Annotated in this window: 22 protein-coding genes and 1 pseudogene; 15 read left to right on the forward strand and 8 right to left on the reverse strand. The window is 49.6% G+C overall.

Annotated features, from left to right (window positions below; genetic code table 11):
* The first annotated feature begins 58 nt into the window (after nucleotides 1-58).
* The 6 genes from glmM (at nucleotide 59) to argF (ending at nucleotide 6,393) form a co-directional block, all read left to right on the forward strand.
* A complete protein-coding gene (gene glmM / locus WMO45_RS01175) occupies nucleotides 59-1,411 on the forward strand; it encodes a phosphoglucosamine mutase (protein WP_349138801.1) in 1,353 nt (450 codons plus the stop codon).
* Nucleotides 1,412-1,485: 74 nt separating this feature from the next.
* Nucleotides 1,486-2,121, forward strand: coding sequence for a sigma-70 family RNA polymerase sigma factor (locus tag WMO45_RS01180; RefSeq protein ID WP_349138802.1), 636 nt, complete (start codon nucleotides 1,486-1,488; stop codon nucleotides 2,119-2,121).
* Between the two features lie 70 nt (nucleotides 2,122-2,191).
* On the forward strand, nucleotides 2,192-2,473 hold the full coding sequence (locus WMO45_RS01185) for a zinc-ribbon domain containing protein (protein ID WP_087334122.1): 282 nt from the start codon (nucleotides 2,192-2,194) through the stop codon (nucleotides 2,471-2,473).
* A 233-nt stretch (nucleotides 2,474-2,706) separates the two neighbouring features.
* Nucleotides 2,707-3,939 carry an argininosuccinate synthase gene (locus WMO45_RS01190; protein ID WP_349138803.1) on the forward strand — a complete coding sequence of 411 codons (1,233 nt, stop codon included), beginning with the start codon at nucleotides 2,707-2,709 and terminating at the stop codon, nucleotides 3,937-3,939.
* Between the two features lie 58 nt (nucleotides 3,940-3,997).
* A complete protein-coding gene (argH, locus tag WMO45_RS01195; protein WP_349138804.1) occupies nucleotides 3,998-5,392 on the forward strand; it encodes an argininosuccinate lyase in 1,395 nt (464 codons plus the stop codon).
* Nucleotides 5,393-5,397: 5 nt separating this feature from the next.
* Nucleotides 5,398-6,393 (forward strand): ornithine carbamoyltransferase, encoded by a 996-nt coding sequence (gene argF / locus WMO45_RS01200; RefSeq protein WP_349139326.1) that lies wholly within the window; start codon nucleotides 5,398-5,400, stop codon nucleotides 6,391-6,393.
* On the opposite strand, the gene WMO45_RS01205 is transcribed toward argF, so the two are convergent.
* The 3 genes from WMO45_RS01205 to WMO45_RS01215 are packed head-to-tail and all read right to left on the reverse strand — an operon-like array spanning nucleotide 6,362 to nucleotide 8,542.
* Nucleotides 6,362-6,922 carry a peptidoglycan-binding domain-containing protein gene (locus WMO45_RS01205; protein WP_349138805.1) on the reverse strand — a complete coding sequence of 187 codons (561 nt, stop codon included), beginning with the start codon at nucleotides 6,920-6,922 and terminating at the stop codon, nucleotides 6,362-6,364. The two genes, argF and WMO45_RS01205, sit on opposite strands and share 32 nt — an antisense overlap.
* Nucleotides 6,922-8,139 carry a peptidoglycan-binding protein gene (locus WMO45_RS01210; protein ID WP_349138806.1) on the reverse strand — a complete coding sequence of 406 codons (1,218 nt, stop codon included), beginning with the start codon at nucleotides 8,137-8,139 and terminating at the stop codon, nucleotides 6,922-6,924. The genes WMO45_RS01205 and WMO45_RS01210 overlap by 1 nt, the downstream gene beginning before the upstream one ends.
* A gap of 13 nt (nucleotides 8,140-8,152) precedes the next feature.
* Nucleotides 8,153-8,542, reverse strand: a complete 390-nt coding sequence (locus WMO45_RS01215; RefSeq protein ID WP_349138807.1) for a spore cortex-lytic protein — start codon at nucleotides 8,540-8,542, stop codon at nucleotides 8,153-8,155.
* A 118-nt stretch (nucleotides 8,543-8,660) separates the two neighbouring features.
* Between WMO45_RS01215 and WMO45_RS01220 the strand changes: the two genes are divergently transcribed.
* From WMO45_RS01220 to WMO45_RS01235, 4 genes are all read left to right on the forward strand, one after another.
* Nucleotides 8,661-9,449, forward strand: coding sequence for a type III pantothenate kinase (locus tag WMO45_RS01220; RefSeq protein WP_349138808.1), 789 nt, complete (start codon nucleotides 8,661-8,663; stop codon nucleotides 9,447-9,449).
* Nucleotides 9,450-9,660: 211 nt separating this feature from the next.
* The gene (locus tag WMO45_RS01225) at nucleotides 9,661-10,851 is read left to right on the forward strand and encodes a pyridoxal phosphate-dependent aminotransferase (RefSeq protein ID WP_349138809.1); all 1,191 of its coding nucleotides are present in this window, start codon (nucleotides 9,661-9,663) and stop codon (nucleotides 10,849-10,851) included.
* An 87-nt stretch (nucleotides 10,852-10,938) separates the two neighbouring features.
* Nucleotides 10,939-12,375: an adenylosuccinate lyase gene (gene purB / locus WMO45_RS01230; protein WP_349138810.1), complete on the forward strand. Its 1,437-nt coding sequence runs from the start codon at nucleotides 10,939-10,941 to the stop codon at nucleotides 12,373-12,375.
* Between the two features lie 15 nt (nucleotides 12,376-12,390).
* Nucleotides 12,391-13,371, forward strand: coding sequence for an ATP-dependent 6-phosphofructokinase (locus WMO45_RS01235; RefSeq protein ID WP_349138811.1), 981 nt, complete (start codon nucleotides 12,391-12,393; stop codon nucleotides 13,369-13,371).
* A 61-nt stretch (nucleotides 13,372-13,432) separates the two neighbouring features.
* On the opposite strand, the gene WMO45_RS01240 is transcribed toward WMO45_RS01235, so the two are convergent.
* On the reverse strand, nucleotides 13,433-14,677 hold the full coding sequence (locus tag WMO45_RS01240) for a 6-phosphofructokinase (RefSeq protein WP_349138812.1): 1,245 nt from the start codon (nucleotides 14,675-14,677) through the stop codon (nucleotides 13,433-13,435).
* 123 nt (nucleotides 14,678-14,800) lie between these two features.
* Between WMO45_RS01240 and fba the strand changes: the two genes are divergently transcribed.
* Nucleotides 14,801-15,736 (forward strand): class II fructose-1,6-bisphosphate aldolase, encoded by a 936-nt coding sequence (gene fba / locus WMO45_RS01245; RefSeq protein WP_349138813.1) that lies wholly within the window; start codon nucleotides 14,801-14,803, stop codon nucleotides 15,734-15,736.
* 89 nt (nucleotides 15,737-15,825) lie between these two features.
* Entirely contained in the window at nucleotides 15,826-16,335 is a 510-nt protein-coding gene (locus WMO45_RS01250) for an amidase domain-containing protein (protein ID WP_349138814.1), read from the forward strand.
* Here WMO45_RS01250 and WMO45_RS01255 read toward each other — a convergent pair.
* The 3 genes from WMO45_RS01255 to WMO45_RS01265 form a co-directional block, all read right to left on the reverse strand.
* The gene (locus WMO45_RS01255; RefSeq protein ID WP_349138816.1) at nucleotides 16,332-17,372 is read right to left on the reverse strand and encodes a tyrosine recombinase XerC; all 1,041 of its coding nucleotides are present in this window, start codon (nucleotides 17,370-17,372) and stop codon (nucleotides 16,332-16,334) included. The two genes, WMO45_RS01250 and WMO45_RS01255, sit on opposite strands and share 4 nt — an antisense overlap.
* Nucleotides 17,373-17,588: 216 nt before the next feature.
* Complete coding sequence (radA, locus tag WMO45_RS01260) at nucleotides 17,589-18,962, reverse strand: DNA repair protein RadA (protein WP_349138817.1); 1,374 nt, start codon at nucleotides 18,960-18,962, stop codon at nucleotides 17,589-17,591.
* A gap of 26 nt (nucleotides 18,963-18,988) precedes the next feature.
* Complete coding sequence (locus tag WMO45_RS01265; RefSeq protein WP_349138818.1) at nucleotides 18,989-19,711, reverse strand: N-acetylmuramoyl-L-alanine amidase; 723 nt, start codon at nucleotides 19,709-19,711, stop codon at nucleotides 18,989-18,991.
* Between the two features lie 136 nt (nucleotides 19,712-19,847).
* Between WMO45_RS01265 and WMO45_RS01270 the strand changes: the two genes are divergently transcribed.
* The 3 genes and pseudogenes from WMO45_RS01270 to WMO45_RS01280 form a co-directional block, all read left to right on the forward strand.
* On the forward strand, nucleotides 19,848-20,306 hold the full coding sequence (locus tag WMO45_RS01270) for a NanQ anomerase/TabA/YiaL family protein (protein ID WP_349138819.1): 459 nt from the start codon (nucleotides 19,848-19,850) through the stop codon (nucleotides 20,304-20,306).
* A gap of 172 nt (nucleotides 20,307-20,478) precedes the next feature.
* Complete coding sequence (locus WMO45_RS01275; RefSeq protein WP_435387674.1) at nucleotides 20,479-20,937, forward strand: spore coat protein CotJB; 459 nt, start codon at nucleotides 20,479-20,481, stop codon at nucleotides 20,935-20,937.
* A pseudogene (locus WMO45_RS01280) lies at nucleotides 20,937-21,470 on the forward strand (manganese catalase family protein); the annotation flags it as partial. The gene WMO45_RS01275 and the pseudogene WMO45_RS01280, both read left to right, overlap by 1 nt.
* Before the next feature lie 63 nt (nucleotides 21,471-21,533).
* Here WMO45_RS01280 and WMO45_RS01285 read toward each other — a convergent pair.
* On the reverse strand, nucleotides 21,534-24,839 hold the full coding sequence (locus WMO45_RS01285) for an S-layer homology domain-containing protein (protein WP_349138822.1): 3,306 nt from the start codon (nucleotides 24,837-24,839) through the stop codon (nucleotides 21,534-21,536).
* Nucleotides 24,840-24,957: the final 118 nt, after the last annotated feature.

Raw genomic sequence — 24,957 nt, forward strand, 5'->3', positions numbered from 1 at the left:
TGTTGAGTGGGCATAAAGCAAACTTTTGATGATGTTGGAAGAAAGAGGTAATGTAAATATGGGCAAACTATTTGGGACTGATGGTATCCGCGGTGTAGTCAATGCCGGTCTGGACGCGGAGTTAGCTTTTAATGTGGGGTTGGCCGCTGCCTATGTGATGGCCCAGGAAAAAGGGGCCGGACAACCCCGATTTGCCATTGGAAAGGATACCCGCATCTCCTCCGATTTGTTGGAGGGCGCGCTTATCGCAGGTTTGTGCTCCGCTGGGGCTGACGTGCTCCACTTGGGTGTGATTCCTACCCCAGGTGTGGCTTGGGTGACGGTAGACAGCGGCTGCGATGCTGGTATCGTCATCTCCGCTTCCCACAATCCATTTGAACACAATGGAATTAAGATCTTCAACAACCAGGGTTTCAAGCTCTCTGATGAGCTGGAGGGTAAGATTGAGGACATCATCCTCAATAAAGTGCCCGTACCGCGCAAGACTGCCGGCGAGATTGGACGGGTGGTATACGCCGATCAGAAAGAGAGTCAGGACTATATTGACCATCTGGTGTCCACCATTGACTCTGACTTGTCTGGACTGAAGATTTTGGTAGACTGCGCCAATGGTGCGTCTTCTGCCACTGCGGGGCGACTGTTTGACCGCTTTGAAGATCTGCATGCCGATATTATCAATGCGGATCCAGATGGTGTGAACATTAACAACGGCTGTGGTTCCACCCATCTGGACAGCCTGAAATCTATGGTAACTGCAGGTAAGTACGATCTTGGTGTTGCATTTGATGGAGATGCGGACCGCTGCCTGATGGTGGATGAGACTGGCGAGGAGATCGATGGCGACCAGGTCATTGCCGCCTGTGGCCTGGAGTTGATGGGGAAGGGAAAACTGCCTGGCAATGCCATCGTAGGCACTGTCATGAGTAATCTGGGCCTGCATGTATTTTGCCGGGAGCACAACATGGAGCTGTTCTGCACCAGTGTGGGTGACCGCAATGTACTGGAGAAGATGGAGGAATACGGCTATGTGTTGGGTGGTGAGCAGTCCGGGCACACGATTTTCCGCAAATATGCTACCACTGGCGACGGCCAGCTGACTGCGCTGCAATTTTTGTCCCTGCTCCATCGTTCGGGTAAAAAAGCATCTCAGCTGGTAAAGGACTGTAAGCGGTATCCTCAGGTATTGATCAATGTTCCCGTGGCAGATAAAGCCAAAAAAGAGGCTATTATGACAGCTCAAGAGATCAAAGCTGCTGTGTCAGAGCAGGAGACGATTTTGGCTGGCACTGGCCGGGTCTTGGTGCGTCCTTCCGGTACGGAGGCGCTGATTCGGGTAATGGTGGAAGCCCAGTCAGAGGAACAGGCGCGCACAGTAGCGGAGCTTTTGGCAAATGTCATAAAAAATTATTGATATATCTGAAATTTTTGCATAAAAGCTTGACAAATCCAAATCCTTCTGCGTATAATGGGCAAGGAGAAAATGGCATGACAGCAGAGCAGATTCAACTGCAGCAACTGATGGATGAACAGCTCTGCCATGCGGTCGCATTGGGTGATCGTACGGCAGAAGAAGTTCTTGTGTTGCGTTATAACCGGACGGTTCGGATGTGCGCGCGTCCCTACTTTTTGGCAGGTGGGGATAGTGAGGATCTGATACAGGAAGGCATGGTTGGTCTGCTTGCCGCAATTCGGGAGTATGATCCGTCGAAAGCGGCGTCTTTCCGTACCTATGCGGAGGTTTGTATTAAAAACCGCCTGATTTCTGCCATCAAAGCAGCAGCGAGAGATAAGCACACACCGCTGAACAACTCAGTCTCGTTCGAAACCCCTCTTTTTAGCGGGAGCGGCGATTCGTATCCCTATAGCACCCCAGGCCAACAGACGGAGGATCCAGAGGAAATTCTGTTGAGCAGGGAGGCCTTCCGTGAGCGGATGGATGCGCTGAAGGGCCAATTGTCCGGTTTCGAAGCAAACGTACTTCGGTTGTATCTGAACGGTTTGTCCTACTCTGAAATTGCAGCCGAGGTAAATAAGTCCCCGAAATCGGTGGACAACGCTGTGCAGCGTATTCGACGTAAATTGGCACAGCATTTTTCAACTGGCGACTTCAGCAAGTGCTGAACGCAATATTATTGACCCAGCAGAAACGGTTATCCGGACCTGGGCAACAAAGCAAAGAGAGGGTATCATCATGTACGAAGACAAGACTCTGGTATGTAAGGAATGTGGCCAGGAGTTCGTGTTCACCGCTGGTGAGCAGGAGTTCTACGCTGAGCGTGGTTTCCAGAACGAGCCCCAGCGCTGCAAGGCTTGCCGTGACGCCCGCAAGGCCGCTTCCCGTGGCCCCCGCGAGTATTTCACCGCTACCTGTGCTGCCTGCGGCGGCGAGGCCAAGGTTCCTTTCGAGCCCAAGTCCGACCGTCCTGTTTATTGCAGCGACTGCTTTGCCCGTATGCGTGGCGAGCAGCACTAAGATCCGGTTTCAAAAGGGCGCCCTATCAAGGGCGCCCTTTTTTTTATGCGGTCAGTCATTGTTATTTTGTTGGTATAGACAGGCTTTTCATAGGACTTATTTTGTATATTTTACCAGAGTTCAACTTTGAAGTGAATAATTATTAAAAATCTATTGCAATTTTATTCATCTAGCTGTATGATAAGGCTACAAAGTCAAGCACCGGATGTGCTGAGATTGAGGAGCGGATGGACATGGACAAGAAGAACATCAAAAAGGTTGTACTGGCCTATTCTGGTGGACTGGATACTTCTATTATTATTCCCTGGCTGAAAGAGAACTATAACAACTGTGAAGTAATTGCAGTCTCTGGAAATGTGGGACAGGGAACAGAGTTGGATGGACTGGAGGAGAAAGCGATCCAGACGGGTGCCTCCAAGTTGTATATTGAAGATTTGACGGACGAATTTGTGGATGAGTTTATCATTCCGACGGTAAAGGCGGGCGCGTTGTACGAGGATTATATGCTTGGTACCAGTTTCGCGCGGCCGTTGATTGCCAAGCGTCTGGTGGAGATTGCCAAGGCGGAGGGAGCGGATGCTATCTGCCATGGCTGTACTGGCAAGGGAAATGATCAGGTACGGTTTGAATTGGCTATTAAAGCCTTTGCCCCTGATATGCCCATTATTGCACCCTGGAGAGAGTGGAGCATAAAATCCCGTGAAGAAGAGATTGCTTATGCCGAGGCTCACAATATTCCTCTGAAGATTACCCGTGAGACCAACTACTCCAAGGATAAAAACCTGTGGCATCTGAGCCATGAGGGGTTGGACCTGGAGGATCCCGGCAATGAACCTCAGTATGAGAAGGCAGGTTTCCTGGAGATGGGGGTCTCGCCCATGCAGGCGCCGGATCATCCGACCTATATAACGCTGGACTTTGAACAGGGCGTGCCTGTGGCGCTGGATGGGCAGAAGATGAGTGCCAAGGAAATCATTCTGAAGCTGAATGATCTGGGAGGAGCCAACGGTGTTGGTCTGTTGGATATTGTAGAGAACCGGCTGGTGGGGATGAAGTGCCGCGGTGTATATGAGACGCCCGGTGGTGCTATTTTGTATCACGCGTTGAAGGTGCTGGAAACCCTGTGTCTGGATAAGTATGCTGCTCATAAAAAACAGGAGCTGGCTATTACATTTGCCGATCTGGTCTACAATGGCCAGTGGTATACCCCTCTGCGTAAGGCACTGTCTGCCTTTGTAGATGTACTTATGGAACACTGCACGGGCAAGGTAAAGCTCAAACTATATAAGGGCAATATCATCAATGCCGGTGTGTGGAGTGACTGGTCGCTGTACGATCCGGAGATTGCCACATTCGATGAGGATGAGGTCTACAACCAGGCAGATTCCGCTGGATTCATCAGCCTGTTTGGATTGCCGATTAAGGTCCAGGCCAAGGTGGATGCCAAGAACACTGGAAAGCAGTAATCGTAGAGAAGAGGAGGGGGCGCCCGGCTGGTCCATGTGGCCGGCCGGGCGCACTGATATGAAGGAAAAATTATGGGCTGGACGTTTTTCCAAAGCGTCCAATCAGATTGCGGATGATTTCAATTCATCCATCCATGTGGACAGCCGTATGTATCGGCAGGATATTACCGGTTCGCTGGCCCATGCTGCCATGCTGACGGCTCAGGGCATTCTGGCGCAGCAGGATTATGAGCAGATTGTCTCTGGTTTGGAGGGGATTTTACAGGATCTGGATAGCGGCGTCCTGACGATTGACCCCCAGGCGGAGGATATCCATATGTTTGTGGAGGCGGAGCTGACTCAACGGATTGGCGATGCCGGAAAGCGGCTGCACACTGCCCGCAGCCGAAACGATCAGGTTGCGCTGGATCTGAGACTTTATTTGCGGGATGCTGTAAGAGAGATCCGTATCCAACTGGATCATTTGATTGCCGCTGTTCTGGAACAGGCAAAAGCAAACACAGATGCCATTATGCCTGGCTACACTCATCTTCAGCGGGCCCAGCCGGTAACCTTTGCTCACCATCTTCTGGCCTATGCCATGATGTTTACCAGGGATGTGGCACGGCTCAGCGATGCAGTTAAGCGGATGAATCTCTGCCCGCTGGGCTCCTGTGCACTGGCTGGCACCACGTATGATACGGATCGGATGCTTACAGCCAAAACGCTTGGGTTTGATGGGATTACCCTTAATAGTATTGACGGTGTGTCTGATCGGGATTTTTGTGTGGAACTGCTCTCGGCGATGTCTGTGATCATGATGCACCTGTCCCGCTTTTCAGAGGAGATCGTGCTCTGGTCCTCCTGGGAGTTCAAGTTTGTGGAGCTGGACGATAGTTTTACCACCGGCTCCAGCATTATGCCGCAGAAAAAGAATCCGGATATGGCCGAGCTGGTTCGAGGTAAGACTGGGCGGGTATACGGCGATCTGATGGGTACCCTGACCATGCTCAAAGGGCTTCCGCTGGCCTACAACAAGGATATGCAGGAGGATAAAGAGGCGATCTTTGACGCTGTGGATACTGTGCACCACTGTCTGGAAGTGTTTGTGCCAATGGTGGAAAGCATGACGGCGCTGAAGGACAACATGTATGCCGCTGCGCAGAAGGGATTCATCAACGCCACAGACTTGGCGGACTATTTGGTTAAACAGGGGATGCCCTTCCGTTCTGCCTATAAGATTGTGGGCCAACTGGTGGCCAAGTGCATCAGAGAAGGCCGAGTTTTGGAGGATCTTCCACTGGAGGAATATCGTGCATTGTCGCCCTTGTTTGGGCCGGAACTGTACCAGACGATTGACCTGCATACCTGCGTGGAAAAGCGTATTTCTGCCGGTGGTACCGGTATGGCTTCCGTGCAGGTCCAGATAGACTATATTACACATTTTCTGGCACAGGAAGAATCGAAGGAGTGAACTATATGGACCTGAAGGGGAAACACATCCTGAGCGTATCAGACCTGACTGCGGAAGAGATCCATGGACTTCTGGACCTGTCAGCAAGACTAAAGGCGTGGAAGAAAGCTGGAATTCCGCATCGGCTCTGTGAGGGAAAGAATATTGTACTTCTCTTTGAAAAGACCAGCACCCGTACCCGCTGCGCCTTTGAGGTGGCCGGCTATGATCTGGGTATGGGGGTAACGTATCTGGATCCCGCTGGTTCCCAGATGGGAAACAAGGAGAGTATTGCTGATACGGCCCGTGTATTGGGCAGGATGTATGATGGGATTGAGTACCGGGGATTTGAGCAGAGCGTAGTGGAAGAGCTGGCTCATTATGCCGGCGTACCGGTGTGGAACGGACTGACTGACCAGTCCCATCCAACCCAGATTCTGGCAGATCTGCTCACGATCCAGGAACATTTTGGCCATTTGAAAGGGATTAAGTTTGTCTTTATGGGGGATGCCCATTTCAATATGGCAAATTCTCTGATGGTGGGCTGTGCCAAAATGGGGATGGAATTTACTGCGTGTGCCCCTAAAGCGTATTTCCCGGATCAGAAGTTGGTGGACCAGTGTGTTGCCATTGCCGGACAGACAGGGGCCAAGCTGCATTTTACAGAAAATGTAGCTGAGGCAGTCACTGGTGCAGATGTAATTTATACAGATATCTGGGTCTCTATGGGGGAGCCGGCTGAAGTATGGGAGGAGCGGATCCATGCACTGCTGCCCTATCAGGTGAATCAGACGGTTATGGATCTGGCTGGTCCGCAGGCGGTGTTTATGCATTGCCTCCCGTCTTTCCATGATCAGAAGACGACCATTGGAAAAAAGATTGGGGAGCAATATGGTCTGAACGGAATGGAAGTGACCGACGACGTATTTGAAAGTCCCGCTTCCATCGTTTTTGATGAGGCGGAAAACCGAATGCACACCATCAAGGCGGTCATGGCCGCCACGTTGGCAGGGGTGAACTGATTTTGTTTTTGGGTTCCGATACAAACAGCCGGTATAGGCGATTTACTGTATCCCAGCAGGCCTGATCCAGCACGCCACTCTCCGGTTGTCCGGCAGCCCGCTGGGCCCATCGGATGTTGTGACCGGTGGGTACATCGTAGTTGCCGGAGACTGGGCCTGGTTCTACATCGGTAAAAGACTTGGAAAGAGTCAGGAACATGGACTGAAGCAGTCTGAGATAGGTGCTGTCCTGCCCCGGAGAAATTGTTTTACCCGGCCCTGGATACCCTGCAAAGGGGAAAGAGGACTTTTGAAATGCGATTGACTGACGGTAAGCGGCCGCGATGGCATCCCAGGTGGTCTGATCAACCCGTCCGGTAACCGGAGGGAATAATTCCCGTTGAAAGAGCATGACGGCTTCCAGAGTCCGTTCTCCAAATATGCCGTCTGGAGTGAGTCTGGGAAGAAATTCGTATGTGAAGGAAAGGGCACGCAGCATGGTTTGAAGACTGCGTACAGGTTGCCCTAAATAATGGAATTGGCTTCGCATCAGATATCAGCTCCTCTCTCATCGACGGCTCCAAGTATTAACGGACTGCCTGGGTATTGGGTCAGGCTGGTGGCCAAACTCTCTGGGATCTCCGGGCGGAACTGTTCAGGAATGACGTTGGTATAGTTGGATAGAGTGTCGGTTATGCCAGCGTAGAGTGCGTAGAGGGCTTGCCATGTCTCCGCCCCCACGATGCCATCCTGCGTGATACCAGCCATTCGTTGCAATGCGATGACCGCATTTTCAGTGTTTGTGCCAAAGATACCATCTACTGTTACAGGCGGAATGGTATTATAAAACTCAGATACAACGGAGAGCAGGTATTGGATTACCTTTACCTGCTCTCCGCTGTCGCCTTTGGAGATAGTATCCGGAAAATCCAGTGGGATGCCGATGGAATAAAATGTTTGCCCTTCGCTGATGAGTTCCGCCAGGTCCAGAATGCCTACATAGAGGTAGACCATCTTATACCACGTGGCGTTTCCTACAATGCCGTCTGGGGTCAGACTAAAAATTTCTTGGAATCGTTTTACAGAAGCCTCGGTCTGTGAGCCAAAGTTACCATCCACTGGGCTGACTTTTGGGATAGCAGGATAGTCCCGGGAAATACGGTTGAGCATAGTTTGAATGCGTACCACCTCTTCGCCCCGCGCACCTCGTCGAATGGGGTAGCCCGGGTAAGAGTAGCGGATACCCATCACAGGAGCGTTTTGTACTAGCTCAATATTGTCACCGTAATAATAGCGTAGGATCTCCATGGCGTCTGCACCATTTTCTGCCAGAGCCTGACTGCCCCACTGGGACAGCCCGTCACAGGTGGTAGTTGTACCGTTACAAAATTTCGCGGCCAATGGCTCAACAAAGCCGACTCTGCGTATGTAGGAGTTGAAGATCTCATCCACCATCTGACTTATATTTTCAAAAATATTACGCCCATTTATAAATTTTTGATCATATGCTGTGCTGGCGGTGATATTAAACGGATAGCCACGACTTGGATAAAATTCGGTATAGACCCGGTTAAGGGCAAAGGATATGATTGCCAGGATATTTGCGCGGATCGCCTCGGGTTCCCAGGTGGGGTAGATTTCACTGGAGGCCACGTTTTTTACATAATCAGGGAAGGATACTGTTACATTTTCCGCGTTGGAATCAGGTGGCCCCAGGTGTACGGTAATGTATTGTGGAACATAAGGGGTAATGGGAGCGGTTGCCATAACGTACCCTCCTTTAGAGATCCTGAGGCGGAACATCCACGCGGTCCATTGTGGTGTTGGGATCCGCCTGTTCCGGCAGTGGGATGAGCTCTAATTCCTGAAGAGTCTCTGTGTTTGGAAACACCTGCACATTTTCAATCAGGCTGGTTTCGTAACCGGGTGCTTCCGTCCAAATATCACAGGACGTGAAACCAACGGGATTCCCGGGAGATTCACTGTCGGACGGATCAGGTGTACGTACCCGTACAGGGGATGTGCGCCCATTTTCATCGGAAATGCGGATGGCCAGCAGTGTGCTCCGACCATCGGCGGCTTTCTGTGTAATAGCTACTGTTGCGCCCTGAATAGGGACCTGTGCTCTGGATGTATAGACTCTGGTTACGATCGTTCCAATCGAAGCCAATTTGTGCACCTCCTTTTCTCTCTACTCTATGTCGGGTGAGCTCAGCTTGCCACACAGCTTGACTCAATTTGTGGTGTATGTGTATAATAAACCTAAGACAATCGGGGGAGGAAGAAATATGATTCTTGCGGTCGATATTGGCAATTCTACCACAACGGTGGGTTTGTTTGAACCGACAGGCAAATTGTCATTTCTCTCTTCAATGGAGACATCGCGAGGGAAGACCAGGGACCAGTGTGCCATTGATCTGCTTGGAGTGATGCGTCTTTATGGGGCGGATGTCCGGAGCGTGGATGGAGCTATTCTCTCCAGTGTAGTTCCGCCATTGACCGCGATCATGACGGATGCCATTGCACATTTTACCGGGAGACCGCCAATGGTGGTGGGACCGGGAATCAAGACCGGCCTAAATATCAAAGCAGAGATTCACAATCAGCTGGGGAGCGATATTGTTGCATCGTCTGTGGCAGCGATTGCCAAGTATAAAAGTCCGATAGTGACCATAGATATGGGGACGGCTACGACCCTGTCACTGATTGTTGGAAACGTCTATGAAGGATGCAGTATCATGCCAGGATTGACTCTGGCGCTGGAAGCGCTCTCCGAGCGGGCGGCAGCACTTCCGCCCATCTCACTGGAAAGTGCTGCGCCGGTTGGACTGATGGGTCACACCACAGAGGAGGCCATGCGTTCGGGGGTATTGTATGGACATGCCAGCATGATAGGAGGGATGGTGGACCGGATTGAGGCAGAACTGGGATGCCCGGTGACAGTGGTAGCCACAGGAGGGAATGCTCCACGCATTCTGCGTTACTGCAAACGTACCATCCATTATGATGCTGATCTTGTCATGAGCGGACTATATTTGCTATATGAGAAAAATACCAGAAAAAACCGTAAAGAGTGACCTGTCGATATACATGGCGGCACATGAGCCGTTCAAAAATTATTTTTAAAGGGTTTCTTTGAGCGCCTGTCATTTTTTGGACAGGCGCTTTTTGCATGGCAAATTTAAAACACATTCAATTTTATGCTTTTAGTCGCAAGAAACACTTGCCTTTTTGCAAGTTTATAGATATAATATGTCATGATTTTGACTTGCAAAGGGAGAGATTCCAGTGAAAGAGCTGTCTAGGATCGCAGAAGCCATCCAACCGTCCAGTACGATGGCCATCGACACCATGTTCAAGCAGATGAAGGCGGATGGAATCGATGTGATTGGCTTTGGTGCGGGTGAACCGGATTTTAATACCCCTGATGAAATTAAGGAGGCTGGAATTGCCGCCATCGAGCAGAATGTGACCCGTTATACAGCCGCTTCTGGTACGCTGGAGCTGAAACAAGCTGTCTGTGGACGAATGAAAGCGGACTGCGGGGTAGAGTATGAACCTGGCCAGGTAGTCATCAGCAGCGGTGCCAAACATCTGGTCTATCTGGCCCTGCGTGCACTGGTAAATCCGGGGGACGAAGTGGTCCTTCCTGGACCGTATTGGGTAAGTTATATTGAACTTATTAAGATGGTTGGTGGTATTCCTGTGGTGGTTACTGCCACAGAGGCGGAGCATTTTAAACTGACCCCGGAAAAGTTGGAGGGAGCGATTACTGAAAAGACCAAGGCCATTATCCTAAACAATCCATCCAATCCAACCGGCATGATGTATAACCGAGGTGAACTGGAGGCATTGGCCGCTGTATGTGCACGCTATGACCTCTATGTAATTGCGGATGAGATTTATTATGGTTTGGTGTATGATAAGGCTCAATTCACCAGTTTTGCCAGTCTCAACGAAGATGCCAAAAACCGCACGATTCTTATCAACGGTGTATCCAAATCCTATGCGATGACTGGCTGGCGTATAGGGTATGCTTGTGCTGATCTACGAATCGCTAAGATTATGGCCAACTACGTCAGTCATTCCACCGGATCGCCGGTTGCGATCTCTCAGCGGGCCGCTACGGTGGCACTCTCTGGCCCACAGGAAAAGATTGAAACCATGCGTCAGGCGTTTGAAGAGCGGCGAAATTACATCGTAGAGCGGATGAACACCATTCCTGGAGTTAGCTGCATCAAGCCGGAAGGTGCATTTTATGTCATGATGAACTTGGAGCAGCTTTTAGGGCGCACGATTCACGGTGTCACCATTACGGATGATCAGGTATTTGCCGATGCGTTTTTGAAGTATGGCCTGGTAGCAGTAGTGCCAGGTTCCGGTTTTGGCGCACCTAATTTCGTCCGTTGGTCTTACTCTACGTCCATGGAGAATATCAAAGAAGGACTGGATCGTTTGGAGAAATTTTTGGCGGAGTGACCAAGTAAAAAACAGGGGCGGAACTTGTGTCCGCCCCTGTTTTATGATATTCTAACGTGTAGATTCCAAATGAAAAGAGGTCTTCAAATGCACGAGCGTTACGAAAGTCCGCTGTCATCCCGTTATGCCAGCGCTGAGATGCAGTACATCTTTTCTCCGGATAAAAAGTTTTCTACCTGGCGCCGACTTTGGGTTGCTCTGGCCCGGGCTGAGATGGAACTTGGCCTGCCTGTTACACAGGAACAGGTAGACGAGTTGGCTGCTCATATTACAGACATCGACTATGCCAAAGCTGCAGATTATGAAAAAAAACTTCGCCATGATGTGATGGCGCACGTGCACACTTATGGCGATTTGTGCCCGAAAGCCATGCCTATTATTCATCTGGGTGCTACCAGCTGCTATGTAGGTGACAATACAGATATCATTCTGATGCGTGAAGCACTGCTGTTGGTTCGGGACAAGTTGGTACGGGTTCTGGAGCACTTGTCCAAGTTTGCCGAGAAATACAAAGCGTTGCCTACCCTTGGTTTTACCCACTTCCAGCCTGCCCAGTTGGTGACCGTGGGGAAACGTGCCACACTGTGGATGAATGAGCTGCTGATGGATCTGGAGGAAGTGGAGCATCGTATTGACTCTCTCAAGCTTTTGGGCAGTAAGGGTACCACAGGTACGCAGGCATCCTTCCTGGAACTGTTTGAGGGTGACCATGAGAAGTGTAGGGAGCTGGACCGGAAAGTGGCTGAGGAAATGGGATTTGATGCCACGGTGCCGGTTTCCGGGCAGACCTATTCCCGTAAAGTGGACTATTTTGTCTTGTCCACGCTCTCCGGCATTGCACAGTCAGCCAGCAAGTTTGCTACGGATATGCGCCTGCTTTGCCACCTGAAGGAAGTGGAGGAGCCTTTTGAAAAGAACCAGATCGGTTCTTCCGCTATGCCGTACAAGCGCAATCCTATGCGCTGTGAGCGGATTTGCGCGTTAGCCCGCTATGTTATGGTTGACGCAGTCAACCCGGCCGTTACATCTGCAAGTCAGTGGTTTGAGCGTACACTGGATGATTCTGCTAATAAGCGACTGTCTGTCCCGGAGGCGTTCCTGGCTGTAGATGCCATTCTGAATATCTATGCCAATGTGGCCAGCGGGTTGGTGGTCCATGAAAAGGTTATTGAGCGGCATGTTTTGGAAGAACTGCCCTTTATGGCCAGCGAGAATATTATGATGGATGCTGTGAAGAAGGGCGGCAATCGTCAAGACCTGCATGAGCGGATTCGGGTATTGTCCCAGGAGGCAGGCAGCAATGTGAAAGACAAAGGCCTGTCCAATAATCTGATTGACCTGATTGCGGCCGACCCCGCATTTTCTATGCTGAGTCGGGAGGAGATCACAGCCCATCTGGAGCCAAGTCGTTATATTGGCCGTTGTCCAGCTCAGGTGACGGATTTTCTGTGTCAAGATGTCCAACCTGTACTGGAGCGCTATGCAGATGCCCTGCGCGGCGAGGACACAGAATTGAGCGTATAATAGGGGGCCAATCATATGGAAAAAGTTGTACATCGAATTGGTGTCTTTACCAGCGGAGGCGACGCACCTGGCATGAATGCAGCCATACGTTCTGTTGTACGTACGTCTCTGCATATGGGAATTGAGTGTGTGGGCATCCGCCGTGGATATCATGGGTTGATTAACGGTGACTTCGTGCCGCTAGATTTTGACAGTGTCAGTGGACTTTCTCGCCGAGGCGGAACCATGCTTTATTCCGCACGGAGTGAGGATTTTAAGTCCAAACAGGGGCTGGAGCGTGCGGAGGCGACCTGTAAACTACTGGGCTTGGATGCCTTGGTGGGCATTGGCGGCGATGGGACGTTCCGTGGCCTGCTTACACTGGCTCAGAAGGGACTAAGTGTAATCGGAATTCCTGGTACGATTGACAATGATATTGCCTGCTCTACTTATACTATAGGCTTTGATACTGCCTGCAATACGGCGCTGGAGTCCATTGATAAACTTCGGGATACCATGCTTTCACATGAGCGCTGCTCGGTTGTCGAGGTCATGGGCCGCCACGCAGGCCACGTGGCTCTGAACGTGGGTGTTGCATGTGGTGCTACGGTGGTTCTGGTCCCGGAAAAGGAAGTAGATTATGAGGAAGACGTCATGGAGCCTATCCGTCGTGCTCGTCTTGCTGGTCGGACCCACTTTATGATCATTGTAGCAGAGGGCGTAGAGGGCGGTGCTTATGGAGTAGCACAGAAGATCCATGAAGCGACTGCGCTGGATACCCGCGTCACAGTTCTGGGGCATGTACAGCGCGGCGGTGCCCCCACAGTGCGGGATCGGATTGCTGCCACTTATATGGGGTATGAAGCAGTCCGCCTGCTGGCGGAAGGTAAGGATTGTCGTGTAGTTGCTATGCAGGGTGAGTCCTATGTGGATTATGATATTACGGAAGCCTTGGCTATGCAAAAGGGTCTGGACCAGCAAACATATACTGTCATGCGTGTTTTGACAGGAGTATAACAGAATACGTTATTGAACAAAAAGAAACCGGAGGTAATTATACCTCCGGTTTCTTTTTTTATTAGTCCTTGCAGGTTAGGACCTTTTTAAGCCGGACAAAGCGGGGGAGGGAGTTCTCTGTAGGACGCTCTGGTTCGCCCTGAATAAGAGGCAATGCGTAGTCAATAAACGGCTGTTCAACGCCATTTCCTGCGGCATTAATCCATTCACGGGGTACCTTTTTCTCGAAATTGGCTACGATGTCCAGTGGCTGCAGCACCGTCTTACACGTATAGCCATCTACTCCACGGGAACATTCAAATGCCACCATCTTATCGGTAGTCCCAGATACGGCTGCTTCTACCGCAGCTTTACCGGCCAGGAACGCTTCGTCAATATCCGTCTTGGAGGCAATGTGCGAGCCGCAGCGCTGAAGCAAAGAAAGCTCAATCCCGCGTACTTTCGCGCCCGTTTTCTGCTTTACAATATCAGCCAACATAGTAGCCAGTCCACCCAGTTGGGCATGACCAAATCCATCAGTCGAAGAGGTTTTGGCTTCTGATACAAAAGTGCCGTCTGCATAGTGGATACCTTCCGACACAGCAACGATACAGTTACCATTTTTCTTATAAGTATCCGTCACATCCTGAATGAACTGGTCCATATCGAAATCTGTCTCCGGCAGATAGACCAAATCTGGACCACAACCAGACAGTGAAGCCAGTGCGGCTGAGCCGGCCAGCCAACCGGCGTGACGGCCCATGATCTCTATAATCGTCACCATACCTGTATCGTACACATGGGCATCCTGCCAGATTTCCGCACAGGAGGTGGCGATATATTTAGCTGCAGAAGCAAAGCCTGGACAATGATCGGTCCCGTTAAGATCGTTATCAATCGTCTTGGGAACCCCGATAATCCGGCATTCATAACCAACGCCCTGCATGTATTTGGAGATTTTGTTGCAGGTATCCATGGAGTCATTACCGCCATTATAGAAGAAATAGCGCACATCATATTTCTTAAAAATCTCCAGGATACGCTTATAGTCGGTATCATCCACTTCTGGATCAGCCAATTTATAGCGGCAGGAACCCAGTGCGGAAGAGGGGGTATATTTCAGATATTCCAATTCTTCGGCGAATTCCTGATCCATATCATAGAGCTTGTCCTCCAGTACGCCCTTAATACCATGAGCCGCGCCTAACACGCGGGTAATGCATGGAGTATCCAGTGCAGTCCGGATGACACCAAGCGCGCTGGCATTGATAACAGCGGTAGGTCCGCCGGATTGTCCAATGATGCATGCGCCTTTTAGTTCACTCATAAGATAATGCCTCCTGTTGGATAATGTTGGATGCTTTTCGTAAATATCATACCACGTCCTCTTGCATTTAGCAATGAAAACTGGTAAAATTGTCGTGGAAACTGAAAAGGAGATGACTGCTATATGCCACTGGTTACCACAAAGGAAATGTTCCAGAAGGCCTACAACGGCGGTTATGCTATTGGCGCTTTCAATGTGAATAACATGGAGATTGTCCAAGGTATTACGGAAGCCGCAAAAGAGGTCAATGCTCCATTGATTCTCCAGGTCTCAAAAGGTGCGCGTGCTTATGCAAACCACACATATCTGATGAAGCTGGTGGAAGCGGCTGTGATCGAAACCGGCCTGCCCATCTGTCTGCATCTGGACCACGGTGATTCTTTCGAGCTTTGTAAATCCTGTATTGACGGCGGATTCACTTCTGTAATGATCGATGCATCTTCCAAGCCCTTTGCCGAGAACATTGAAATCACCAAGAAGGTGGTGGAGTATGCTCATGACCATGGTGTGGTAGTAGAGGCGGAGCTTGGTACGCTGGCTGGTGTGGAAGATGAAGTCAAAGTTTCTGCGGAAGACTCTTCCTATACCCGCCCAGAAGAAGTGGAGGAGTTTGTTACCAAGACGGGGTGTGATTCCTTGGCAATTGCCATCGGGACCAGCCATGGCGCCTACAAATTTAAACCTGGTACCAAACCTCAGCTGCGCTTTGATATTTTGGAGGAGGTCTCCAAACGGCTTCCTGGATTTCCTATCGTTCTGCACGGCTCTTCCAGTGTGCCGCAGGAATATGTAAAGATGATCAACGAGAACGGCGGCAATATGCCGGGCGCGATTGGCGTACCAGAAGATCAGTTGCGTCAGGCGGCCCGCATGGCAGTATGTAAGATCAATATCGATTCCGATCTGCGTCTGGCCATGACGGGTACTATCCGGAAATTCTTTGCGGAGCATCCGGATAAATTTGATCCCCGTGAGTACCTCAAGCCTGCTCGTGCCAACATCAAAGAGATGGTCAAACATAAGTTGATTGATGTGCTTGGCTGTGATGGCAAGGCCTGATTCAATTAAATATTCTCTGAAAGGGAGGAGAGGGGAGGCCCTCTCCTCCTTTTATGCATAGAATGATGGAGAAAGGGGGGAGAACAGTCATGTTGGAATGGCTGCCCTATAACCGTCAAGCGGCAGTAGCTTATGCGCATAAGTGGGCCTATGGCCGCAATCCCGATTTTTATGATTATGAAGCCATTGGAGGAGATTGTACTAATTTTGCATCCCAGTGTCTGTATGCAGGGACTGGGATAATGAACTTTGAACCGATTTTTGGATGGTATTATCTAGATCCCAATAATAAAGCGCCTGCGTGGACAGGAGTGGATTATTTTTACCGTTTCCTTACCAGAATGGAGCACAGTGAGGGACCATTTGGTGCTTCTGTGACAATCCGACAACTCCGCCCAGGGGATTTTGTACAACTGAGATTCCAGAAAGACGTGTTCAGCCATACGCCGGTTGTGGTATCAACTGGGCGTATACCGACCCTAGAAAATACACTGGTAGCAGCACATTCTTATGATGCAGATTGGCGGCCGCTAAGCAGTTATGTATTTGATGAAATCCGTTTTTTGCATATTCTTGGAGCATATCGCAAAAAGGTCTAGGTGTCTTCTGATTCTAAATTTGAGTGAGATTTTTTGCCTATAGGAGCTCTTCCTAAAGGATTTGCCTTAGCTGCTAGTCGGAGACTTTCGTTGTCTACATGAGTATAAATTTGGGTTGTATTGAGATTTTCATGTCCTAGAACTTCCTGAAGGGTTCGTACATCCACACCGTTTTGAAGCATTAGAGTTGCCGCAGTGTGTCGTAATTTATGGCTGGAGTATAGAGAAGCATCTAATCCAGCCTTCTTTAGACGCTGTTTTACCATATAGTGCACGGCATCTCGGGTCATTCTGGTATGACTACGGGTCAAAAAGAGTGCGTTTTTATCTGCTGCTGCCTGATGACTGCGTACATCCAGCCAATCATCCAATGCGGCGCGGCAGGCGTCATTTAAAAAGAGTATACGTTCTTTGTTTCCTTTGCCGAGTACACGGAGCTGTTCTTCTCGAATATCAGTAGTGTTTAGTGCAACTAACTCGGAAATCCGTAAACCGCAGTTGAGAAAAAGCATCAGAATACAGTAATCGCGGGCCCGGTTTGGTTCATCCACGGATTCTAGAAGCTGCAGACTTTCGTCCAGGCTCAGATAGCGGGGCAGCGACTTTTTCAGACGAGGTGAATCCAAATCCTGCATGGGATTTTCCGTGAGTAATTTGGCTTTGCTGGTGAGATACTTATAGAAAGAACGGATAGCGGCAATTTTACGTGCCCGAGCAGAGGCTTCCAGTCCGTAACGAGTAGAAGGACTATTGGCGTGTTTCGCGCGATCCCGACTCAGATAATTCATGTAGGAATACACGTCGCTGAGTGTTACAGAACGTGCTAGTTCCAGATCTACGTCATCAATTGAGATTTCATCCAGTTCTGTATCACGTGGGACTTTGCCTTTTTCCAGTTTAATAAACCGAAAGAAGTTTCGCAAGTCCAGATAATACTCATCGACTGTTTTCTTTGAATGACCTTGGATAGTTTCGTGATAGACCAGAAAATCCCGCAACACAGCGGGGGCGGTCAATCGATAGTCATTTTGGTTCAAGACCCTACCTCCAACTCAACAAAATTTTTATTTTGTTGAGTTGGAGGTGCACCCCCTTTCGTAAATGGAGTTGAAGTTTTTATGAGTCTGATTGCCTGTACCAGTAATTGCGTTTATCAGCAAGATGGATGCTGCACGTTAGAGCGCGCAGCATCCTGTGGTTTTCCGGATAAGCAATCTCCTTGTGTTAACTTTATCCCGAGAAGGTCGACCGATTCAAACAATGGTGGCCAGCGCCTCACGGATGTTATGTACTTGGATAAGTTGTAGACCATGTGGAGGATCAAGCTTTCCGCCTGTCCGTGCTGGAATCAAACACTTAGTAAAACCAAGTCTCCGTACTTCGCTGAGTCTTTGACTCAGTGCGTTGACGGAACGAAGTTCACCAGTCAAACCCACTTCACCGATAGCTGCCAGATTACCTGGTACAGGTTTATCTCGAAAACTAGAGGCCAGCGCAATGATCATTGCTAGGTCAGCAGCCGGTTCATCCAGAAACAGACCGCCAATTACATTGATATAAGCATCGCAGGAGCTGACCATCAACCCGCCGCGCTTTTCCAATACTGCGAGTAAAAGATTGGTTCGATTGAAATCAAAGCCATTTGCTGTTCGGCGTGGCACATTAAAGCTGGTGGGGGCCAACAAAGCTTGTACTTCTGCCAAAACCGGGCGGATACCCTCCATTACACAGGTAACACAGGTACCGGGTGTATCCTGTGGACGGCCGGACAGGAGCATTTCAGATGGATTGGGTACTTCACTCAGTCCACTATCCCCCATTTCAAATACACCAATCTCATTAGTAGCACCGAAACGGTTTTTGGCTGCACGGAGAATACGATAAGAGTTCTGTTGTTCTCCTTCAAAATAGAGCACACAGTCTACCATATGTTCCAATACCTTTGGTCCGGCAATGGAGCCTTCTTTATTGACATGGCCGATGACGAAAATCGTAATCCCCTGTCCCTTGGCCAGCTGCATAAGAGCCATGGTACAATCTTTGACCTGACCAATGCTGCCGGGTGCGGTGCTAAGATCACCATTGTAAAGTGTCTGTATCGAGTCTACGATCAGGATATCGGGATGGAGCTCATTGACGGACTCAATCACATCTTCTAGATTGGTTTCCGCCAATAGATACATACCATCACCGCGTACCTGCAAACGCTCTGCGCGCAGTTTGATCTGCCGTTCGGATTCCTCTCCAGAAACGTATAATACTTTTGCAAAACGGCACAGATGATCACAAATCTGAAGCATCAGTGTTGATTTTCCAATACCAGGAGCTCCGCCTACTAGTACCAGGGAACCTTTTACCGCTCCCCCGCCCAGGACTCGGTCCAGTTCGCTCATGCCGGTTTCAAACCGCAGCTCTTGTGTGGTTTCTACCTCCTGAATGGGACTGGGACGATTCCCATTTCCTTTTCTTATAATGCTACTGTTTGATAAATTTTGAATTCCCTTCTTTTTCGCTTCTGAGGGCTGCTCCACGATGGTATTCCATGCTTTACAGACCGGGCATTGACCGGCCCATTTTGGTAGTTCATTTCCGCATTCTGTACAATAAAAAAGAGTTTTGGATTTCAACGCTTGGGTCACTCCTTCTCATTTCTCTAATTTGCCTCTCCCCCTCCGTTGCTACAAAGATACTGTATCCATGATGCAGCCAGAGCAGATGCAAGTTTCTTTTGGTAGTCCTCTGTTTGTAGGAGCAGATCCTCTTCAGGGTTTGATAAGAAACCACACTCCACTAAAATAGCAGTACATGTGACGTGTTTCATCAAATAAACAGATTCAGGAATAGGCTTTGCCTGCCTGGTGTTTGACGGGTCTAGAGTCTTACACAGAATAGTCTGAGTAAGCGAGGCGAATGAATCACTGCCTTCTTTTTTTCCGTAAAAAACCTGAGCGCCATGATATTTACTCTCTGGGTATGTGTTTTGATGGATGCTGAGCAGTACGGCCTGTTCAATAGAATTGACCAGTTCTACACGATTGTGCAGATCAGATACCTTTTTTTCGTGCAGTGTATTGGCACTACTGTCATGGAGTGAGCGGTCATCCCAACGAAGTAAGACAGGTACTTCACCGTAAAAGCCGAGAAGCTGATCCAATTTCAAAGAAATAGCAAGATTAATACTACTTTCAGGGACTCCGGAATGTGACACGGCTCCCCCGTCTTCCCCACCGTGTCCGGCATCAATTACTAATGTATTGCCGCGGCTACGCACAGAAGAAAATACAGGTACTATTGTTTGAGGGGTACTAATCAGACAGCAGATAGTTCCGATTACAAAGATGGCCAACAAGACTATACCACCTGATTTTTGTACCATGAAAAGACACCTCCTTACCTGCACAGATTATGAGGTATCCCTATTGATTAGTATATCATATTTTTTGAGATAATGGTTGCCTTTTGTGTGTATACGGGTTACCATAAGGACTATCAGGATAAGGAGGCGAACCATAATGGTATTGGATAGGATTGAGCGAGCATCTCTCTACTATGGTCTTGGCCCACGCTTTCAAACAGCGTTGGAGTGGCTGGCACAAATTGACCCGGATACCCTAGTTCCTGGACAGCGGGTAAGTATTGATGGCGAAAATGTATACGCAACTCGCTTTGATGTGGAGACCAAGCCCGCATCTAATGCCCAGCTGGAAGGCCACCAGAACTATGCAGATATTCAGTTCCTGGTTTCCGGTGAAGAAGCTTTGGGGTATACCGCGGCAGACTCTGCTGTGGTCCCTGCTGCCGATTACGATGCCACGAAAGACATTCAGTTTTTCACTGCGCAATGGGATACGTTGACGATTTCTCCTGGTACCTTCTACATTGTATGGCCTCAGGATCTCCATGCGCCGCGCTTGGCCTATAACGGCGTAAAGCCGGTGCGTGTTATTGTAGCAAAAGTAAAATTGGATTGATTGACAAGCTAATTTTATCGTTTTCCACCATGTATTATCTTTTTCCCTATAATAGCCGCCCCATCGCCCTGTTCCGGGCCGATGCGGGCGGTTTCGCTTTTCTCCCCTCTGCATAGGATGGAATGAAGAGCGATCTCTTCATTCCATCCATCTATGCTAGGAGGAGATGTACTTGTATCCTGACACAGACCGTCCCAGCACTTGCGGTGATAACTGCGGTACATTGCCGGAATGTGCCCCACTAGCGGTTCCCTATGTTCCTTTTCAGCAAACTGGTTCCAAGCGCTATTCGCAACAGGATGCGCTGAGTAACGGCACGCTTTTTCCGGGGCTGAATCTTCCCTTCCGCATCAAGGATGAGACAGTCCAGGCACTCGGTGGAGAATTGGCAGAACTGCAGGCTCTTGAATTTGTCCTGCTGGAACTAGGGCTTTACCTGGACACACATCAGGAAGACAGCGAGGCATTTGAGTTATATAAGCAATATGCGTCCATGGAAAAGCAGGCGCGTGCCACCTATGAGGCAAACCATGGCCCAATTACGCAGTCTGCCACTGCGGCAGCAAAAACTTGGGCTGCCTGGCTAAGCGACCCATGGCCCTGGAATATCCAGAAAGAAGGTGGGCGTTAATGTTCCTTTATGAAAAAAAGCTGCAATATCCTGTAAGGATTACCCGTACCAATCCTAAACTGGCCTCTTTTATTATCAGTCAGTATGGTGGACCAGATGGTGAACTTGGAGCTTCTCTGCGTTATTTGAGTCAACGATATGCAATGCCTTATCCTGAACTTAAAGGCCTGTTAACTGATATTGGCACAGAAGAGCTGGGCCATCTGGAGATGATTGGTGCAATTGTGCATCAACTTACCCGCAACCTGACAGAAAAACAGATTTGCGACAGCGGTTTTGCTCCTTATTTTGTGGATCATACTACAGGAATTTATCCTACTGCAGCGTCTGGCGCGCCCTGGAATGCTGCCGGGATTGGAGTAAAGGGCGACGTAATTGCAGATTTGACGGAAGATATGGCAGCAGAGCAAAAAGCACGCGTGACATATGACAATATTTTGCGCTTAAGTGATGACCCGGATGTCACAGATGTTATTCGCTTTTTGCGAGAGCGTGAGATTGTCCATTTCCAGCGCTTTGGCGAAGCAAACCGTACAGGATACAAAACGGCATGCCGCAGGGAAACTTGCGGCATGCCGTTTTGTAAGGTTAAACAATTAGTTAGTAGTAGTATTCCAAGTGATAAAACGGGTCAGCATAGTGGCTACTTCGGCTCTGGTGCTGTTGCCGTTAGGCATCAAGTTCCCCTGAGTATCTCCGTTGAGAATTCCATGAGCAACAGCCCATGCCATGGCATCCTGAGCCCAGGCGGAGATCTGAGCACCATCCTGGAAGCGGGTCAATGCCTCTTGCTCTTCGGCAGTGGGTGCAGGACTGCCAACACTGCGATAGAGCATCACAGCAAGACTCTCCCGGGTTATAGGCGCATCCGGTGTAAACACACCAGTGCCTGTACCGCTGACGATTCCCTGCTCTGCAGCCCAAATGGTTGCCTGACTATACCAAATATCATCTGGAACGTCCTGGAAATGAGAGCCTTGAGAAACGACAGGACAACCCTCCATACGGTAAAGCACAGTGACAAGCATTGCACGGTCCATGGGCATATCAGGGGCAAAAGTATTCTTGCCAATACCAGAGAAAAGCTCACGGCTAGCCACAAACTGGACCGAGTCAGAATACCAATCTTCTGCCATAACATCAGAGAACTGTTTGCTGGCGTCCACGAGCTCAATATGCGCAGACTGTTCCAGCCGCACGGTAAACATGCCAGCCTGATAGAACGAATTCAAGACAGTGCGTTTGGTCCCATCCTCCATGACCTGTACGGCTACGGTTCCTGCACTTCCGGAATACGGAATGCGAATAACGGTATGGGAGATGCCATCCGGTACAGTTACATCAGCGCTTACGTGCCCATCCTTGGTTGTGGTGACTGTGGCATATGCACCGGTCGTTTCGTCTTTAATCGTGGATGTTGTATTATTTGAGGGAATTTCGGGAGAGATGGTACCTCCGCCGCCGGTGCTTCCGCCACCGGTGCTTCCGCCACCGGTGCTGCCGCCGCCGGTGCTTCCGCCACCGGTACTTCCGCCACCGGTGCTTCCGCCACCGGTGCTGCCACCGCCGGTGCTACCGCCGTCACCACCAGAAGGCGGTGTGGTTGGCTCCTGATCTGCCTTGGGAACCTGATTTATACGTTCCAGAGCAGTTTTTCGGGCCTGCTCTGCCTGATCTACCGAGGCAGCACTGCGGACTGCGGCCAGACCTTTGTTCAACTCTTGCTTCAAAGAGTCACGACCTGTGGCAGAGTACTCCTCTTTATCCAGTGCATCATATGCATTCTGGAGGGCCAAAATATCGCTCTTTTTCTGCCCTGCCAGTTCATAGCGCTCCTGCAGACCCTGAAGTACACTCGGGCTTATATAATCCGTTATGCTCGACTCCAAGGTGTTGTAATGGGAAATAGCATTCTGATAGTCGCTCAGATGCTCCTCTTGAACTTCTGTCATGGTGCGGGTGCTGAGGCCATCCAGTGCTGCGAGCCAATGCGCAGCCTGTTGCAGATTCATCAGCTCATCGCTAACGGACTGCAGCTCTACACTGGCCTGGCCTACGACCAGACTCTTGTCCTCCGGATTTTCCAGTGGGCAAAATGCTCCAAGCTGTTCCTGTTCCAGAGTTTTTAAAGCAGTCGTTGCCGCATCATTTGCCTGTTGGGCGTTGGCTTCGCTCAGATCCTTAGTATGCAGGAAAGACAACGCCTGAGCGTTTGACGATTCCCAAGCGGAGGTAACATCGCCTACACGCTGCTGTATCTTGGGAATTTCCTTCATTGCTTCAATTCCTGCATTCATAGCCGAGCTCATAGAACTGGTATTCTCAGCGGCTCGGATGTTCTTTGCAGCTTCAGCGTAAGCGTCAGCCAGTGCATTCCAGTCCTGAGTGGTGTATTCGGACGATTCATATCCACCAAAAGCAGTTTCCAACTCCTCCAGATAAGGCTTTTGAAGCTCACTGATAGGAGTTTTCCAGACAGCGTACAATGTAACGACACCATCGGCCTGCGCGGTAAGGCCCTGAACCTGTGCTTGGTCCAGATAACGAACGTACCCATTCTGGGTGGTTGCCCAACCGGCAAATTCTTTTCCGTCTTTGGTAAAATCGTTAGCGGGAAGATTCAAGTACTGTGTGTAGGTGGCTTCGATCGTTTTTACTTCTCCCTCTCCCCCGTTGGGATCGAGCTGTATAGTGTATCGGTTGGGAGCCCAGCGGGCATACAGTGTAATACGATCACCGTCGGTGGTTTTACCAGCCAGATTGCTGACTTCTTCCTCATCCTGATGGGTCAGGTAATCCTCATTGGGCAGGCTGCTCCACTGAACAAAGGTATAGCCATACCGACGAAACGTATTGGTGGGCAGCTGAACGGGGCTATCCCATGTAGCTGAGATGCCGGGCATGGAACCGGTACCCCCATTAGCAGAGAAATAGATTGTATAGCGGTTTGGAATGCGCTGGCTATATAGAGTTTGCCCTTGGGCTTCCATTGTTTCCGGGGCAGGCTCTGTAAAAGATGGATCCAGATACCAGGCAACCTGATCGTAGCCGTTAATGGGGTCTTGTTCGCCGTAGTCGTCCAGATAAATGGTCAGCCCGGGCTGTGTGGGAAGAAAAATCTTTTCCACAAAGTTATTTCTGGCAACAAAACCGCCGCCCTCCAGATTGGTATTCTGGCTCATATCCAGTTCCGTCAGCTTGTTATGATCAATATGCAGAAAGCGCAGCTGCTGCAAATGACGTACATCAATAGACGTCAAAGAGTTGCTGAACGTTTCGATAAACTCCAACTTACTATTGTCAGTGAGATCCAGCTCAGTAAGTAAATTGTTTCGACAATATAGAGACAACAGCTGTGTACATCCGGACAAATTCAGACTGGTAAGCTGATTCATTTCGCAGTTGAGAGCAATAAGTTTGTCATGGCCCGTAAGATCCAATTGCTTCATACGGTTATAACTACAGCTCAAATACATCAGTTCAGAATTCTTTGACAAATCCAGCTGAGCCAGCTGATTGTAGGAGCAGTACAGGCGGGTCAGGGACGGATTGCCAGACAGATCCAGCTCCGTCAGATTGTTGTTGCTGCAATTCAGAGTTTCAAGATTGGGAAATGCAGACAGACCTGTCAAACTGGTCAGACCAAGTCCGGACAGATTTAGCTCAGTAATATTTTGACGCTCTTCTTCGGTTAAGATGCCGTCTGCACCAAATCCGTTGATATTTTTGCTGTCCAGGAGCCACGCCTGAAATTCACGGTCCGGGAAGACACTTGTGATTGTAACGTCTCCCTGCGGAGGTTCGGGCTGGATACGTTCCAGAGCTGCACTCGGAATACAGAGTTGACCAATCAGTGCCAAAGAGGTCAGCGCAACTGGTATTGTTCTGAATTTCGGTTTCATTTTCTTTCTCCATCTATAAAATTTACTTTTAATTGTAACCTTTGCCTTGCGGTAGCACATTATATATCCTACTAATATACTTGTCAATGGGTAGGAGAAAACTTTTTTACTTCTGTTG

The organism is Flavonifractor hominis, assembly GCF_040095835.1.
Classification (GTDB): domain Bacteria; phylum Bacillota; class Clostridia; order Oscillospirales; family Oscillospiraceae; genus Flavonifractor; species Flavonifractor hominis.

Coding starts and splice junctions, on each gene's coding strand:
- glmM (WP_349138801.1), top strand. CDS start 59: ATGGGCAAACTATTTGGGACTGATGGTATCCGCGGTGTAGTCAATGCC.
- WMO45_RS01180 (WP_349138802.1), top strand. CDS start 1,486: ATGACAGCAGAGCAGATTCAACTGCAGCAACTGATGGATGAACAGCTC.
- WMO45_RS01185 (WP_087334122.1), top strand. CDS start 2,192: ATGTACGAAGACAAGACTCTGGTATGTAAGGAATGTGGCCAGGAGTTC.
- WMO45_RS01190 (WP_349138803.1), top strand. CDS start 2,707: ATGGACAAGAAGAACATCAAAAAGGTTGTACTGGCCTATTCTGGTGGA.
- argH (WP_349138804.1), top strand. CDS start 3,998: ATGAAGGAAAAATTATGGGCTGGACGTTTTTCCAAAGCGTCCAATCAG.
- argF (WP_349139326.1), top strand. CDS start 5,398: ATGGACCTGAAGGGGAAACACATCCTGAGCGTATCAGACCTGACTGCG.
- WMO45_RS01205 (WP_349138805.1), bottom strand. CDS start 6,922: ATGCGAAGCCAATTCCATTATTTAGGGCAACCTGTACGCAGTCTTCAA.
- WMO45_RS01210 (WP_349138806.1), bottom strand. CDS start 8,139: ATGGCAACCGCTCCCATTACCCCTTATGTTCCACAATACATTACCGTA.
- WMO45_RS01220 (WP_349138808.1), top strand. CDS start 8,661: ATGATTCTTGCGGTCGATATTGGCAATTCTACCACAACGGTGGGTTTG.
- purB (WP_349138810.1), top strand. CDS start 10,939: ATGCACGAGCGTTACGAAAGTCCGCTGTCATCCCGTTATGCCAGCGCT.
- WMO45_RS01235 (WP_349138811.1), top strand. CDS start 12,391: ATGGAAAAAGTTGTACATCGAATTGGTGTCTTTACCAGCGGAGGCGAC.
- WMO45_RS01240 (WP_349138812.1), bottom strand. CDS start 14,677: ATGAGTGAACTAAAAGGCGCATGCATCATTGGACAATCCGGCGGACCT.
- fba (WP_349138813.1), top strand. CDS start 14,801: ATGCCACTGGTTACCACAAAGGAAATGTTCCAGAAGGCCTACAACGGC.
- WMO45_RS01250 (WP_349138814.1), top strand. CDS start 15,826: ATGTTGGAATGGCTGCCCTATAACCGTCAAGCGGCAGTAGCTTATGCG.
- WMO45_RS01265 (WP_349138818.1), bottom strand. CDS start 19,711: ATGGTACAAAAATCAGGTGGTATAGTCTTGTTGGCCATCTTTGTAATC.
- WMO45_RS01270 (WP_349138819.1), top strand. CDS start 19,848: ATGGTATTGGATAGGATTGAGCGAGCATCTCTCTACTATGGTCTTGGC.
- WMO45_RS01285 (WP_349138822.1), bottom strand. CDS start 24,839: ATGAAACCGAAATTCAGAACAATACCAGTTGCGCTGACCTCTTTGGCA.